The organism is Rhodonellum sp., assembly GCF_030656585.1.
GTDB lineage: Bacteria > Bacteroidota > Bacteroidia > Cytophagales > Cyclobacteriaceae > Rhodonellum > Rhodonellum psychrophilum.
Genome location: NZ_JAUSPP010000054.1, coordinates 1 through 14,562, shown reverse-complemented (window position 1 = coordinate 14,562; position 14,562 = coordinate 1). Strand labels below are relative to the sequence as shown.

General features: G+C 46.2%; 12 protein-coding genes. 3 read left to right on the top strand and 9 right to left on the bottom strand.

Annotated features, from left to right (window positions below; translation table 11 throughout):
• Positions 1–1,294 precede the first annotated feature (1,294 nt).
• The 9 genes from moaCB to nirB form a co-directional block, all read right to left on the bottom strand.
• Positions 1,295–2,194, bottom strand: coding sequence for a bifunctional molybdenum cofactor biosynthesis protein MoaC/MoaB (moaCB, locus tag Q7J63_RS13180; RefSeq protein ID WP_304886770.1), 900 nt, complete (start codon positions 2,192–2,194; stop codon positions 1,295–1,297).
• A 301-nt stretch (positions 2,195–2,495) separates the two neighbouring features.
• A complete protein-coding gene (locus tag Q7J63_RS13175; protein ID WP_304886768.1) occupies positions 2,496–2,930 on the bottom strand; it encodes a molybdenum cofactor biosynthesis protein MoaE in 435 nt (144 codons plus the stop codon).
• Positions 2,927–4,045 (bottom strand): HesA/MoeB/ThiF family protein, encoded by a 1,119-nt coding sequence (locus Q7J63_RS13170; RefSeq protein ID WP_304886766.1) that lies wholly within the window; start codon positions 4,043–4,045, stop codon positions 2,927–2,929. The genes Q7J63_RS13175 and Q7J63_RS13170 overlap by 4 nt, the downstream gene beginning before the upstream one ends.
• Before the next feature lie 32 nt (positions 4,046–4,077).
• Positions 4,078–4,665, bottom strand: a complete 588-nt coding sequence (locus tag Q7J63_RS13165) for a molybdenum cofactor guanylyltransferase (protein ID WP_304886764.1) — start codon at positions 4,663–4,665, stop codon at positions 4,078–4,080.
• Positions 4,666–4,736: 71 nt separating this feature from the next.
• Positions 4,737–5,717 carry a GTP 3',8-cyclase MoaA gene (gene moaA / locus Q7J63_RS13160; protein WP_304886763.1) on the bottom strand — a complete coding sequence of 327 codons (981 nt, stop codon included), beginning with the start codon at positions 5,715–5,717 and terminating at the stop codon, positions 4,737–4,739.
• Between the two features lie 113 nt (positions 5,718–5,830).
• Positions 5,831–6,508: a response regulator transcription factor gene (locus Q7J63_RS13155; RefSeq protein ID WP_019600366.1), complete on the bottom strand. Its 678-nt coding sequence runs from the start codon at positions 6,506–6,508 to the stop codon at positions 5,831–5,833.
• A gap of 24 nt (positions 6,509–6,532) precedes the next feature.
• Positions 6,533–8,347: an ATP-binding protein gene (locus Q7J63_RS13150; protein WP_304886761.1), complete on the bottom strand. Its 1,815-nt coding sequence runs from the start codon at positions 8,345–8,347 to the stop codon at positions 6,533–6,535.
• 373 nt (positions 8,348–8,720) lie between these two features.
• Positions 8,721–9,104 carry a nitrite reductase small subunit NirD gene (gene nirD / locus Q7J63_RS13145; protein WP_019600621.1) on the bottom strand — a complete coding sequence of 128 codons (384 nt, stop codon included), beginning with the start codon at positions 9,102–9,104 and terminating at the stop codon, positions 8,721–8,723.
• 112 nt (positions 9,105–9,216) lie between these two features.
• The gene (gene nirB, locus Q7J63_RS13140) at positions 9,217–11,727 is read right to left on the bottom strand and encodes a nitrite reductase large subunit NirB (protein ID WP_304886758.1); all 2,511 of its coding nucleotides are present in this window, start codon (positions 11,725–11,727) and stop codon (positions 9,217–9,219) included.
• Between the two features lie 325 nt (positions 11,728–12,052).
• Here nirB and cobA point away from each other — a divergent pair, with 325 nt between their 5' ends.
• From cobA to Q7J63_RS13125, 3 genes are all read left to right on the top strand, one after another.
• The gene (gene cobA / locus Q7J63_RS13135; protein WP_304886756.1) at positions 12,053–12,832 is read left to right on the top strand and encodes a uroporphyrinogen-III C-methyltransferase; all 780 of its coding nucleotides are present in this window, start codon (positions 12,053–12,055) and stop codon (positions 12,830–12,832) included.
• A 396-nt stretch (positions 12,833–13,228) separates the two neighbouring features.
• On the top strand, positions 13,229–13,822 hold the full coding sequence (locus Q7J63_RS13130) for a DUF4202 domain-containing protein (protein ID WP_304886754.1): 594 nt from the start codon (positions 13,229–13,231) through the stop codon (positions 13,820–13,822).
• Positions 13,823–14,429: 607 nt separating this feature from the next.
• On the top strand, positions 14,430–14,562 hold a 133-nt coding region (locus Q7J63_RS13125; RefSeq protein ID WP_304886772.1), incomplete at its 3' end, for a GxxExxY protein.

The window sequence follows — 14,562 nt, the reverse complement described above, 5'->3', positions numbered from 1 at the left end:
GCTAACTCATTTTCTTCACGCTCTCCGAATCCTGCCAAAAACCGCAGATATATAGGCCGTCCTTTTATCCGGAGGAAGTTTGGTGCGTTGATAACGTTTCCTTCCGGTTAACCGTGGTCTGTGTCCCCACAGACCACTTCCCCATTACCGTCCAATATCCGCAAAGTCTGAAGGACTTCAACCTTGATTAGCCGCGGGTGGAACCCGTGGGAATTGGAATGTCGTGGTTGTTTGTCTTTGGCTAAAGAAAAAGATTGAATCTCAAAGGTTTTTCGCCAAAGCAGGTGGATGACATTAATCGCAATTTTTTCCTTTGTCACTTTTTCCTTGATGATCCACGATAGCTATCGGGATAACCAAAAAATCAAGGCTGATATCTCTTCTTCAAATTGGGGTGGGTATTTATCTGCCATAATGATTCGCTTCCAATTTAATTTTCGTCATGCTTCTACGAGCTAAAAATGAGTGGATCTCACTCGGTGAACCTTCGTGAGCTAACTCATTTTCTTCACGCTCTCCGATGCCTGCCAAAAACCGCTGATATATAGGCCCCCTATTCCTACGGAGAAAGTTTGGTTTCAGAATATGTTTCCCCCAATACACCCCTATTGGCCCACGCATGCCTCGTCCAATTTTCTCCTCACGAAAAAGGGCAGCGCCCTGACATATTGGTAGCCAAGGGTTTTAACCCTTGGATAAATGATGTCTAGTGGTCCATTTTCTTTGGCTAATTATATTGATTGAATCCCGAAGGTTTTTCGCCAAAGCAGGTGATTTATGATTTGGCAATTTGTTTTTTTTTTGCTGCCCTTCTTTATGCTGGTAGGCCAATTGACTCCTTTTTGCCATTCGATCAAACCATTTTTCTTTATTTGCGCACTTGGTCTTTTTTTCAAGATTACCAGGATTTTGGTCATGCCGATGGCACTTTGACCCATATAGGGTGTTCGGTATTACCCACAATGAATTGTGGGCTTAAGAGTTGACCCAAGCCTACGGCTTTTCTAGAGACGGTATCGTTTTTTAAATCGCGTAGCGATGCCAGAATCCTAAACCGGGGATTTTTATCCCCGGAATTATAAACACAGTAATTTTTCTTTGGCTAAAGAAATGGATTGAATTCCGAAGGTTTTTCGCCAAAGCAGGTGATTTATGCTTTGGTGATTGGACTTTCTGGGTGAATCTTATTCGAAAACAACTCCTGCTGCTGGAATCCGCTGACATGGCATGCAAAAAAGCCAGTGAATCCTACGATTTACTGGCTTTTGGTGTTTTACATGAAATTGGATACTGCCTACAGTTTGACACTTTTGAAAATATGCAATACCGCTGGAAAAAGCGCATCCATGGATTCCTCGGCACCTCTGGAGGATCCCGGAAGTACCAGCACTAGGCTGTCCCCGATCATGCCGGCCAAGGTCCTTGAAATCATCGCATGGGGAGTTCGCGCCAATCCATAAGCCCTGATCGCCTGCTCGATTCCCGGCACTTCCTTTTCCAAGATCGGCTTGATGATCTCCGGAATCCTGTCTTTCTTCGTCAAGCCCGTTCCTCCACTGAGAATGACGATGTCACATCCGTTTTCAATCTCTTCCAGGACTTTCGCTTGTACCTGTTGTTCGTCGTCTGCCATCAAATGGTAATCGGCAATGGCAAGTCCGGCGCTTTCGAGTTTTTTCTTGATGGTCTGGCCAGCAAGGTCTTCCTTTTTCCCGCTGACAACCGGTTCGGAACAGACCAAAACGGCAGCATTCAATTGGCGATCGAAGGTTTCCCGGAAGTCGGATTTCCCTCCGCTTTTTTGGAGCAATTTGATTTGGTGGATCTCGATGCCTTTGTCGATCGGCTTGAGCATGTCGTAGGCCGTCAGGGCCACGACGGAAGCCGCATGCATGGCTTCCACTTCCACGCCTGTTTTGTAAATGGTGTGGACCTCCACCTGGATGTGGATCTCCAAGCCTTGGATTTCAAAGCGTACGGCTGTGAACTCAATCGGCAAGGGATGGCAATCCGGAATCATGTCTGCGGTCCGTTTGGCGGCAAAGAGTCCTGCAGTCTTGGCCATCTCAAAAACGTCTCCCTTGGCAACTTGCTTGTTTACGACTGCGTCTATCGTGGCTTGGGAACTCACCCTGACGGTGGCTTGGGCGATGGCTTTTCTAAGGGTGCTGGATTTATGGGTAATGTTGATCATGTGTCTTGTTTTTTTCTGAAGCGGGACGATCCCTTTGATCCTGCCTCTTGCTTCCTGGTATTGATATGTAGAAACGGTGTCGCTGTTTTTGGGGAGCTGAACAATGGCATGGGTTGCCTTTCAACCCGTTTTATGCATTACGAACTCAATTCAACAGTATAATTAACTGATGTTCAATTAGTTGTTGATTGTTTTTGACTTCACACTTTTGGTGTCAGGAATTAGTCTCCCAATAGTCTGATTTTCTTGCAGTTTCGACCCCACTTGGAAACCTACTGCATATTTCGGGTTGAAGATACTTTCAGCGGTTGACTTTCCACTGATGGCTGTCGTCCTGCAGGATTTCCTTTCCCCAGACGGGCAAATCCTGTTTGATTCTTTCCACGATCTCGGCACAACCCTCGATTGCATTCTTCCGATGCTTGGAGGCTGCAATCACAAAGAGGCAGATCTCCCCTGCTTTCACCGCCCCTAAACTATGGACAATTTCCAAACCCTGCAATTCAAATTTCCCCCGGCAGTCTTCGCTGATCTTGGCCGCAACTTCCTGCGCCATTTCGGTGTAGGTGCTGTATTCGATGGCCAGGACATCTTTGTCATCCAACACATCCTTTCTTACCTGGCCCAAAAAAATACTGTGGGCGCCAATCTGGGTCTGCTGGCTGAAGGACGCAATGCTTTCCACGATCAAGGCCTGGGAAATAGGGCCGTCTACGAATGTCAGTGTTGTGCTCATACTTCTTGGCTTTTTTGATAGGCGATCAAATTGTTGATTCCTCCCTTGAGGTTGTAAAGCGATGCGCCTTCCAGATTTTGGAGGATCAATTCCGCCGCCTGCACACTCCTGATCCCAGACTGGCAAAAGACGAGGATCTTCCTGTTTTCCCGGAGTTCGCCCATTCTTTCCAACAAGCTTCCCAGGGGAATGGAAAAATAGGGATAACCCACCAACTTGGGCATCTCATGGCTTTCCCGTACATCCAATAGCCGGTAGGCTTCGTTTTCGGCAAAGAACCTGTCTAGGTCTTCCGGAGCCAATTCTTTCAGCCCGGGCACTTCACAGACGTTTTCATAATCCATCAGTGACAATTCCTCCAGGGTTTTGGGCGAAAATTCAGCTGCTTTCGGATTCACTGACAAGTCCATCGTATAGGTGGCACTGGTCAGGGAATTGAAAGTCATCAGGCGATTGCACAAGGGACTGCCGATGTGGGTGATGATTTTGAGGGTTTCATTGGCCATAAATCCACCGATAATCCCGGGCAAAATCCCGATCACGCCTGCCTCGGCACAGTTCAGGACTCCCTCGGTCTCGGATGGATCGGGGAACAAATCCCGGTAATTTGTTTTTTGGCCTGATTCGTCGGGAAGATTGAACACGGCCACTTGGCCTTCAAAGCGGTAGATCGATCCATAGACGAGGGGTTTTCCGAGCAGGACGCAAGCGTCATTGGCCAGGTATCTTGTGGGGAAATTATCCGAACCGTCCAGCACGATGTCATATCCGGCGATGATCTCCTCCGCATTTAGTGCCGTCAGCCGTGTTTCAATTGCAACAATCTTGACCTGACTGTTCTGAACGGCAAGTTTTTTGGCAGCCACCATGACTTTGGGTTGGCCCAGATCCTCCTCGGAATAGAGTACCTGCCGGTGAAGATTGGTCAATTCGACCGTGTCAAAATCCACTATCCCGATGGTACCCACCCCTGCCGCAACCAAATACAGCAATGCCGGGCAACCCAATCCACCCGCCCCGATGACCAAAACCCGGGCATCGGAAAGCAATTGCTGGGTCGATTCCCCGAATCCCGGAAGAATCATTTGCCGTGTATATCTTTCAAAATCCTTCATGTGTTTCTCTTCTTGTTTAGGCTCTCGCCCAATTATTTCTTCGTTTGCATGCGCGCCAAATCTTCCGGTGTATTGATGTTGGCGAAAGTCATATCATGTTCAATTCCCAGCACATCCAATTCTAAAGTAAAGCTTTTTAATTCTTGTATCAAAACCATCATTTTCAATTGGTTGTGATCAATATTTTTTTTGATTTCCTCCCTGAATATTTTTGGATAAATCCCAAATAGCGGCTGGCTTTTGCCTCCGATTCCAGCCAAGGTGATTTCCCCATTTTTGGCCTTTGCCAATACATATTCGATCGCTTGTGAACGGATGAAAGGCATGTCGCAAGCCACAAAAAAATTCATTTCAAAGGGGCTGTCACACAATCCCGTATAGATTCCGCCCATCGGGCCCTTGTTGGCAATCAGATCAGGGATGACCCTAAGTCCTAAGCGAAGATATTCGGGATTGTTGGAGACAAGGGTGACTTCTGAAAAAACCGATTGGAGGACTTCGATGCCATGTTGGAGCATGGGTTTGCCCTGAAGGTTCACCAGGCCCTTGTCGGCTCCCATTCTGGAACTTTTGCCTCCAGCGAGCATGTAGACGCCGATATCACTCCTTTTCGTGGTCATTTTGAATCCTTTATTGGCAAATTGACAGCGGCCCGGCATGCATTTGTTTCCATTGTGATGGGGAAAATCAATTATCCTCCGATCCGGATCATGCTCCTGTTCTCGATATCTCCGGCGGCTGTGTTTTGATAAGTTCCCTCGAATTGGCCGCCCATGACGGCATGCTTCATCAAAAGGCTTTTTCGGATTACGGGAACGATATTTTCCTTTCTTCTCAGTGTCGCCAGAATGTCCAACTCGTCTTTTCCGAAGAGGCAGTTCTTCATTTTCCCATCCGCGGTCAAGCGCATCCGGTTGCAATCTCCACAAAAGGGTTCACTCATCGTGGTGATAAAGGCAAAGGTGCCTGCATGGCCGATGGCTTTGAATTTTTTGGCGGTTGCATGTTTTTCATCCACCAGCTTGACATAGTCCAGTTCATTTTCCACGGTTGCCAGGAGTTCCTTGGCCGTGATGACCTGGTCTTTCTCCCATTGGTTTCCCGTGAAGGGCATGAATTCGATAAAACGCACATGTAAAGAAAGCATTCGGGTCAACTCGATAAAGTCCTTCACCTCCATGTCGTTGACCCCTTTCATGGCCACCACATTGATTTTAACCGAGAATCCTTCCCTTATCAAAAGATGGATGTTGTCCATGACTTTCTCCAACTGATCCCTTTTGGTCAATTGGAAGAATTTGTCTTTCTGCAGGGTGTCCAAACTCACGTTCAGGGAGCGGATGCCTGCTTTTTTGAAGAGGGGAATGTGTTTGTCGACGAAAATGCCATTTGTCGTCAGCGTCAATTCTATGGGCAATTCGGAAAGTCGGGCGATGATGTCCTCCACTCCCTTTCTCACCAGCGGCTCACCACCGGTAAGCCTGATCTTTCTGACTCCCAATGCCACAAACTCCTTGGCGATGGTTTCGATCTCCTCGGGCTGCATCAGGTGCTTGTTCGGCATGGTGAACATGTCCTCGTCGGGCATGCAGTACACACAACGGAAATTGCAGGCATCCGTGAGAGAAATCCTCAGGTAATCGTGTATCCTGTTGTGGCTGTCTGTGAGCATGTCTTTCTTTATTTTACAATCATATCTCTATGATTTATATCTAATTATACAACTCCAATTGAAGTGAAGTTGTCATTTTATCAATAGATTGATCCCCGCTTAAATGCGTCCTTTCAGGATTCAAGGGATTGATGCAAGGCGGACTCTTCCTCCACTTTTTTGAGCAATTCGACCACATTGTTCACCTTAAGTTTCTTCATGATATTGAACCGATGCGTCTCGATGGTCCGGATGCTTTTGTTCAACTGTTCGGAGATCTCCTTGTTGCCTACTCCGGCGGTGATCAATTTGAGGATTTCCTTCTCCCTTTTGGTCAGGTCGTAATTGTTTTCGGTCACCTTGGCAAACGAAGGCTTCGCGCTTTTTACGTTGAGGTAGGAATTGACCAACACGTTGCTGATATCCCCGCTGAAATATTTGCCTCCTTGATAGACGGTTCGGATGGCCTTGATAAATTCCTCCTTGCTTGTGTCCTTCAGGAGATATCCAGAAGCGCCGCAGTCCACCGATTGGAGAATATACTCCTCGTCGTTGTGCATGGACAAGATCAGCGCCTTGGTTTTTGTGGAATGCTCCATGAGTTTTTTTGTGGCATCCAATCCGTTCATCACGGGCATGCGGATGTCAATGATCAAGATGTCCGGCTGCAATTTTTCGACCACTTCCAAGGCCTCCTGACCGTTGGAGGCTTCTCCGATTACTTTGATCTCCCCTTCATTTTCGAGCAGCATTTTGATGCCGTTTCTGACTACCACGTGATCATCTGCCAATACAACCTTAATCTCCTGCATTTTATTCTCTTTTTTTTGGGTTTATTACGATTCCAAGGGCAAATCCACATTGACCGAAGTGCCTTGGTTCAAACCTGTTTCGAGGTTGAACTGGCCATTGATCAGGTTTACCCTTTCCTTGATATTAAAAATCCCATGTCCTGAGGCGTTAAAATACCCATTTTCTTTGAGTTTTTTATAATCAAATCCTTTTCCGTCATCCCGAATTTCCAAATGGAGGTATTTGGCATTGTGCGAAAGGAGTATCCGGATTTCGGAAGCCTCCGAATATTTGATGGCATTGTTGACCGCTTCCTGTACTATTCTGTAAAGGTTATTTTCGATTTTGGGTTCCAATCTGGAGATGAAACCCGTCTGATTTTCAAAAACCACCGGGATTTTGGAGATTTTGGTCATCTCCTCACTGAATTTGTTCAGCACCGGCACTATTCCATAATCGGAAAGTGCCACAGGGGTAATGTTGAATGAGATTCTCCTGACCTCTTTGATGACATCCTTGAGCAGCTCTTTGGAAAGTTCGAGTCTTTTCCTTTCGGGAATGGATTTGACGGCATAAATCCCATCGAGACTGTATTTCAGCGCTGTCAGATACTGCCCAACGCCATCGTGCATGTCTCTGGATATCCTCCTTCTTTCCTCTTCCTGGCCTTCCAAAATGAGTACGGATCGGTATTGCTGCTCCTTCAGTTTTTTATCCAAGCGCTCCTTATTGATTTCCTGGGAACGGGCCTGGGCCTCCTTGACTTCGGTTTCATCCACGCTGATGATCATGAAGGAAGCTACGGATTGGTTTTCACCAAAGACGGGAACCAAGTGGATTTTTAGCCAAACAAAATCCCCATTCCCGTTTGTGACTTTGATATCCCCTTTCCAAGTGATTCCTTGGTTCAAAAGCTTTAGGATTTTGTCCAGGTACTTGGAAGAATATCCCTGTTGCTCCAGCCATGCAAAAAAATTGGTGGGCCTGTCCTTGTCAAATTCCATCACCTGACAAAATTTGTCTGAAAAGTGGGTGAATTCTCCCAAGGTATCGCATTTGCCAAAGACGGTAAAATCCTCAATCTCCACTTCCACTTCTGCCAGGTCCTGGTAGGATTGTTCCAATGATTCGTAGAGAGAACTGATCTCCAAGGCCATTTTCCGTGCCTTGGACTCACTGTCCCGGAGCTGCTGGAAGGTTTTCTTGACCATGGCGGCCGATGGCCAAAAAATAAAACGCACTTCGATAAAGATCAGCGATAGGGCAAAAAGCAACAGTCCGAATTCTATCCGTTTCAAGCTGGAAACCTTGGACTGGGCTTCTGCATCGTATTGAAAGACAATTTTGTCCATTCCGTCCAAAAAATGGCTTTCATTGGAAAGAATCCTCTCTACACTTGACTTCAAGTCAATATCACTTTCGGGTAAATTGGATTGTCGGATCAACTCCTCCGCCCCGAGCACAATTTCCTGAAAGTGGGGCTCAATGACGCGGAACATTTCCTGGATTGGCTTGCTGTTGTCGCCCTGCAATCCCAGTTTAGGGTTCCCGAATTGAAGTCCATGGTGCGCCAATTTCCATTCACCCAAACCAATCTTGAGTTCCTTTAGATATTGGCCACGTTGAACGCTGTCCAAAGCGGAGGCACCAAGCAGGACCGCTGATTTGCTGATGCGCTGGCTCAGCATCCTTTGCCTCCCCGAAAGATTGACCTCGATGGAATCATCCTCCTGCTGGGAAATGTAGAACTGCAAAAATACCTGGCTGAGAATAATGGTAGTGGCAATGGCGGTCAGCGCAAGGATGTACCGCAAACCCAACCCTTCAAATTTTTTGATGCCAATTTCCTCTTTTCCCATAGTCAATACGCAAAATCAAGCTGTTAAATTTACGTATTATCACTTAATGATTGTCAAACAATACGTATAAAATTAAAATTGTAAGAAGGGGAATCCCCATTCCCACATTTGGGTATCCCTAATTCAAACAGGGAGAAATGCGGAATAAAACAGGCTCCCACCCTATTTTTTGAGGGTTATTGCAGGATATTTTTTACCTGTATCTCCACAACATTACCCGTACATGCCAAAATTCAATAGACCCTCACCATAAATCTCAAATGGCCCCATCTTCCGTCCCCCGTCCTCCGTCTTCGGTCCCCCGTCTCCCGTCTCCCTTCTTTTTCTCAAAAACCCATTAAATTGCCACAATAACAGATACTCACATTTTTTTTCAATACCCTTCATCAAACCCAATATAAACAAAACCCTCCTCCACTTTCACCGGATAGATGGTGATCTCGCAGGCATCACCGTTGAGGTTTTTGCCTGTCTTCAGCGAAAAAGTCTTTTTGTGGAAAGGGCAGGCCACCTTTGGTTCCTCCGCCACGCTCCCCAACATTCCCCTGGAAAGGATCATCTGCATTTTGTGCGGACAAAGATTTTGGCAGGCAAACCATTCCCCTCTTCTGCTGAAATTAAAAACGGCGATCTGCAAATCCTTGAATTTCACACAAGCACCCCCATTTTCCGGGAAAGAGGAGATGGACGCGGCCTTGAACCAGGTGGTGATGTTATTGACTTCCACTTTTTTGTATTTTTCTATTTCTCCAATCATTGCTTTGAGGAATATTTGAGGTTTTGATTTTAGAAAGAAACCATGCTTTGGCCCTTCAGAAAATTGGTATTGAACAGCGGTCAATACCCTGTGGTATTGGCATTGAATCTTATTATTTGGATTGTGGAACACCCCATTCAGCCGGGATCTTTTGCCCCCGCATCGGTTGAAATGCCAAGGTGGGGTCTTCCTCATCGACATTCACGAAATGCTTGAATTTGGCTCTCAGTTCCGGGTTGTTGACCACTTCTTTCCATTCACAGGCATAGGTTTCGACCATGAAATCCATTTCCCTTTCCAACTCCTTTCCGATACCCAGGCAATCATTGACCACGACATCACGGAGGTAATCCATTCCACCCTCGAGCTTGTTCAACCAAGTGGCAGTCCGGTTCAGGGGTTCGGCGGTTTTGATATAAAACATCAAGAAACGATCGATGTATCGGATACAAGTCTCATCATCGACATCATTGATCAGCAGTTGGGCATGTTGCGGTTTGGAGCCGCCATTGCCGCAGACATAAAGGTTCCATCCTTTTTCGGTGGCGATGATGCCAAAATCTTTGCTTTGCGCTTCTGCACATTCCCGGATGCAACCGGAAACCGCACCTTTGATTTTGTGCGGGGAGCGCAATCCGCGGTACCGCTCTTCGACACGAATGGCATAGGAAACCGCATCCTGTACGCCGTATCTGCACCAAGTGGAACCCACACAGCTTTTTACGGTCCGGAGCGATTTGCCGTAGGCATGCCCACTTTCAAAACCCGCATCGATCAATTCCTCCCAAATATCCGGCAAATGATCCACCCGAGCGCCAAACAGATCAATCCGCTGCCCTCCGGTAATCTTGGTGTACAGCCCGTATTTCTTGGCTACCTGGCCAATGACAATCAGTTTATCCGGCGTGATTTCTCCTCCGGGAATCCGGGGAACGACAGAATAAGTGCCTCCTTTTTGGATATTGGCAAGAAATCTGTCATTCGTATCCTGAATGGTGTCTTGCTTGAGGATCAATTCATTCCAGGTACTGGCCAAAATAGATGCGACCGCAGGCTTACAGGTTTCGCAACCATCTCCCTTCCCAAAGTCTTCCAGTAAAGCATCATAAGATTTGACGCCCTTGATCTTGACAAGGTCCAGCAATTCCTGTCTGGAGTAATCGAAATGTTCGCAAAGGACATTCTTCACTTTCCTGCCCATGCTTTTGAGTTGGTGATTGAGGAGGTCGGTGATCATCGGCATGCAGCCGCCACATCCCGTGCCCGCCTTGGTACAGGATTTTATCCCGGGAATATCCATCAGGCCACCTTCAGAAATGGCAACACAAATGTCTGACTTGGTCACGTTTTCGCAGGAACAAATCTGTGCGGCATCCGGTAAGGACTCGACTCCAGCCCCTTGGGGCTCCTTTTTTCCTCTGGCACCCAAAATCAAATCCTCGGGTTCAGGAGGCAAAGGCATGTTGTTTTGGACCATCTGCCAAAGCATGTTGTAGTTGGAGGTGTCGCCCACCAATATCCCACCCAACAATCTTTTTGCGTCTTGGGAAATGTTGATTCTCTTGTAAATGCCTTTGACTTTGTCCTCAAATACGATGGTCTTGCTCGGTTCCCCCTCTCCGAAAGGATCACCAAAACTTCCCACTTCCACCCCGATCAACTTCAATTTGGTGGACATGTCAAAACCCATAAAGGGCTTAACCTGATTGGAGACGAGCTGATTGACTACCTGAGTGGCCATTTCGTATCCGGGAGCGACCAATCCATAAACCATCTGCTGATAGGATGCGGCCTCTCCAATCGCAAAAATGGAGGGATCCTCCGTCTGTAGGAATTCATTGACGATAATCCCACCTCTGGGAGCGGTCTGAAGTCCACAGCCTTTGGCCAATTCGTCTCTGGGTTTTATCCCAGCCGAAATCACCAGCATTTCAACCGGTAAATGTGTTCCATCCGTAAAACTCAAGCCCGTCAATTTTCCATTTCCGCTGATTTCAGCAGTATTCTTGCTGAGGTGAATCGAAATCCCGAGGTCCTCCAGTTTGGATTTCAACAATCCAGAGCCGTTTTCATCCAGTTGACGGGGCATCAGTCGGGAGGCAAATTCCACCACATGCGCCTTTAGGCCCAAGTCCACTACCGCCTTTGCCGCTTCCAGCCCCAACAATCCCCCGCCAATGACGGCTGCGGATTTGGCCTGCTTCCCATAGGAAATAATGCTGTCCAGATCCTCCAAGGTACGGTAGACAAAAACCCCCTTCTTTTCCACTCCTTTGATCGGCGGGACAAAAGCCGCCGAGCCAGTCGCCAAAATGAGAAAATCATATTCCTCTTCCTTGCCAAGATGGCTGAAGACCTTCTTTTGTGTTCTGTCGATGTTGACAATGAGTTCATTTGTTCTCAGTTCAATAGCATTGTCCGAATACCATTGCCTCGGTGCCATCAGAAGGTCTTCCGCTTTGGAACCTGAAAAATAAGCACTGAGATGCACTCGGTCGTAGGCAGGCCAGGGTTCCTCGCCAAATACCGTCAGTTTAAAATCCTTTCCTCCTTCAGCAGCCCTAAGCTTCTCACAAAACTTATAGCCTACCATTCCATTTCCGATCACGATCACCTTTTTCATAAACAATCTTTTGTGTTTAGATCCTGTATTGTTTCAACCCGTTTTATGCATTACGAACTCCATTTAATATTTTAATTAACTGATAATCAATTAGGTGTTGACTATTTTTGACTTCACCCTATTGGTGTCAGGAATTATTCTCCCAATGGTCTGATTTTCTTTCCGTTTCAATCCCATTTGGAAACGGAATGCATATTTCGGGTTCAATAGTATTTCTGAATCCCATTCTGATTCAGGGGCTAAGGTAAAAATAAAAATTCATATAATTACGTATTTTTACGTATTTTATACTTACTTTTATTTTCAATACTACTTAGACATCCCAATGAAAAGAATTGAACCAAAACTATCGCTGGTGGGTGCAGGTCCTGGAGATCCAGAGTTAATCACGCTTAAAGGAGTCAAAACACTACAATCCGCAGATGTGGTACTGTATGATGCCTTGGCAAATGAGGCCTTGCTCGATTATGCTCCAGAAACAGCATTGAGAATATACGTAGGAAAAAGAGCCGGCCAGCATTATCAGCAGCAGGAGGAGATCAACAAGATGATTGTGGGCTACGCCAAAACCATAGGCCATGTCGTCAGGTTGAAAGGTGGCGATCCCTATATTTTTGGAAGGGGCCATGAGGAACTGGAATATGCCCAAGCCCATGGGGTTCCGGCAAGCTATGTCCCTGGAATCAGCAGCTCGATCGCCGTTCCCGGACTTTGCGGCATCCCCTTGACCAAAAGAGGCATCAATGAAAGCTTCTGGGTCGTCACGGGAACCTTAAAGGACGGATCCCTTTCCCATGACCTGCCACTTGCTGCCCAATCCACTGCAACAGTTGTGATCTTGATGGGCTTGTCCAAACTACAGGAGATCACTGCGCTTTTTCGAAAATACAGAGGGACTGAAGAACCCATTGCCCTGATCGAAAACGGCAGCCTCCCGCAAGAACGGCTGTTGGTCAGTGGGCTTGGCAAAGTGGTGGAACTCCAGGAAGAAAAACGGATAAAAGCCCCTGCCATCATTGTCATCGGTGAAGTGATCCGAGCCCAATCCCAATCCCTAAGCATGCTTCATGAACATTTGCTGCGGGATGCGAGAATTGGGGTTTAGGGACAAAAAATTGAAATTGGAAGTTCAATCCGAAATATGCATTGCCTTTCCCAATAAGGGTTGAAACCATTTGAAAAATAAGGTAGGATCCAATAGGCTGAAGTCAAAAAATAGAAACAACTCACTGGTTATCAAATAATTTCAAAATAGAATTGATAATGCATCAAATCGGTTGAAAAGAGAAGTTCGCAGAAAACCCAGACCAAAACCGGGGATTTGAAGTTGAGGGTTATTGGAATGAAAGGTTGCGGTTTTCCGGTATTCTAAAGGCTGAAACATTGGATTTGACCTTCCCGGAGGAACGATTCGGCAAAATCAGGTTGTTTTTGGCTGTTCCGGTTTTTTATTGTGGGGATTAATCAAGAAATTTAAAAACACCCAAAAACAAGATTGAAAATGGCTGACATTCGTTTCGCGCAAACCCTGGAAGAAATTGACAAAATCAATGCTGAGGATCCAAATCTGGAAAGCTGGCAGGGAAAAGAATACCCGAAGGAATTGCTTTACAGCCAGCGGATGTCGGCAATGCTCCAGGAATTTCTCCCCAATGCTTCGGAAACCTTGACATTGGCGGCGCGTGCACAACATATCCGGCGATGGTCAATCCCGAGGGATGCCTATCCGATGGACCGGAAAGGGTACCTGCAATGGCGGACCTCGCTCAAAAAATTCCATGGGGATTTGGCTTCCTCCATCATGGAAAAACAGAGGTATTCCGATACCGAAATCCAAAAAGTGACCGACTTGATCAACAAAAGGAGGCTAAAAACCGACGAGGATGCCCAGGCTTTGGAAGACGTGATCTGTTTGGTTTTCCTGCAGTATTACTTTGACGATTTTATCCTGAAACATGCTGGGGAAGAAGAAAAAATCATTACCATCGTCCAAAAAACCTGGAACAAAATGTCCCCAAAAGGCCATGATGCCGCCCTGAAATTGAAGCACTCAGAAAAAGCCCTAAAGGTCATCGGCAAAGCCCTTGCCGGGTAATTTTTTGATCCAAGCAAAACGCTTGGCGTTCTGAGTGTTAAAATAATTTCTCGCAAAGTCCGCAGAGTTTTTCGCGGAGAACGCAAAGAAAAAACAAGGATTCCCCCTCATCTTCTGAAAACAAACCGATTTTCAAAACTACCAAAAAAACCTTTGCGACCTTCCCGAGACCCTTGGCGCACTCTGCGTTAAACTTTTATCGCAAAGTCCGCGGAGCTTTTCGCGAAGAACGCAAAGAAAAAAATACATCCTCCCAAATCTTCCGAAAACAAACCGATTTTCAAAACCACAAAAAAAAACCTTTGCGGCCTTCCCGAGACACTTGGCACTCTCTGCGTTAAAATAATCTCTCGCAAAGTCCTCGGAGGTTTTCGCGGAGAACGCAAAGAAAAAACAAGGATTCCCCCTAATCTTCTGAAAACAAACCGATTTTCAAAACCAAAAAAACCTTTGCGACCTTCCCGAGACACTTGGCGCTCTCTGCGTTTAAATAATTTCTCCTAATTACTTATCTATTAGCAATTAAACGATTATTAAACGTTTAAAAACCTTCTAAATATCGAAATTTAAATAGATTCAATTTTTCTAACTCCCTAACTTTGATGTAATGACTGAAAATGACATTTCATTTGAAATTGTAACTGCCGCTATCAACCTTCATAAAAATCTTGGACCAGGATTATTGGAATCTGTATATGAGCATGCCCTTGCCTATGACTTAAGGAAACTGGGATTGAATG

Excerpts from the sequence above, each read along its gene's own strand:
- moaCB (WP_304886770.1), bottom strand. The coding sequence starts at position 2,194 with ATGATCAACATTACCCATAAATCCAGCACCCTTAGAAAAGCCATCGCC.
- Q7J63_RS13175 (WP_304886768.1), bottom strand. The coding sequence starts at position 2,930 with ATGAGCACAACACTGACATTCGTAGACGGCCCTATTTCCCAGGCCTTG.
- Q7J63_RS13170 (WP_304886766.1), bottom strand. The coding sequence starts at position 4,045 with ATGAAGGATTTTGAAAGATATACACGGCAAATGATTCTTCCGGGATTC.
- Q7J63_RS13165 (WP_304886764.1), bottom strand. The coding sequence starts at position 4,665 with ATGACCACGAAAAGGAGTGATATCGGCGTCTACATGCTCGCTGGAGGC.
- moaA (WP_304886763.1), bottom strand. The coding sequence starts at position 5,717 with ATGCTCACAGACAGCCACAACAGGATACACGATTACCTGAGGATTTCT.
- Q7J63_RS13155 (WP_019600366.1), bottom strand. The coding sequence starts at position 6,508 with ATGCAGGAGATTAAGGTTGTATTGGCAGATGATCACGTGGTAGTCAGA.
- Q7J63_RS13150 (WP_304886761.1), bottom strand. The coding sequence starts at position 8,347 with ATGGGAAAAGAGGAAATTGGCATCAAAAAATTTGAAGGGTTGGGTTTG.
- nirD (WP_019600621.1), bottom strand. The coding sequence starts at position 9,104 with ATGATTGGAGAAATAGAAAAATACAAAAAAGTGGAAGTCAATAACATC.
- nirB (WP_304886758.1), bottom strand. The coding sequence starts at position 11,727 with ATGAAAAAGGTGATCGTGATCGGAAATGGAATGGTAGGCTATAAGTTT.
- cobA (WP_304886756.1), top strand. The coding sequence starts at position 12,053 with ATGAAAAGAATTGAACCAAAACTATCGCTGGTGGGTGCAGGTCCTGGA.
- Q7J63_RS13130 (WP_304886754.1), top strand. The coding sequence starts at position 13,229 with ATGGCTGACATTCGTTTCGCGCAAACCCTGGAAGAAATTGACAAAATC.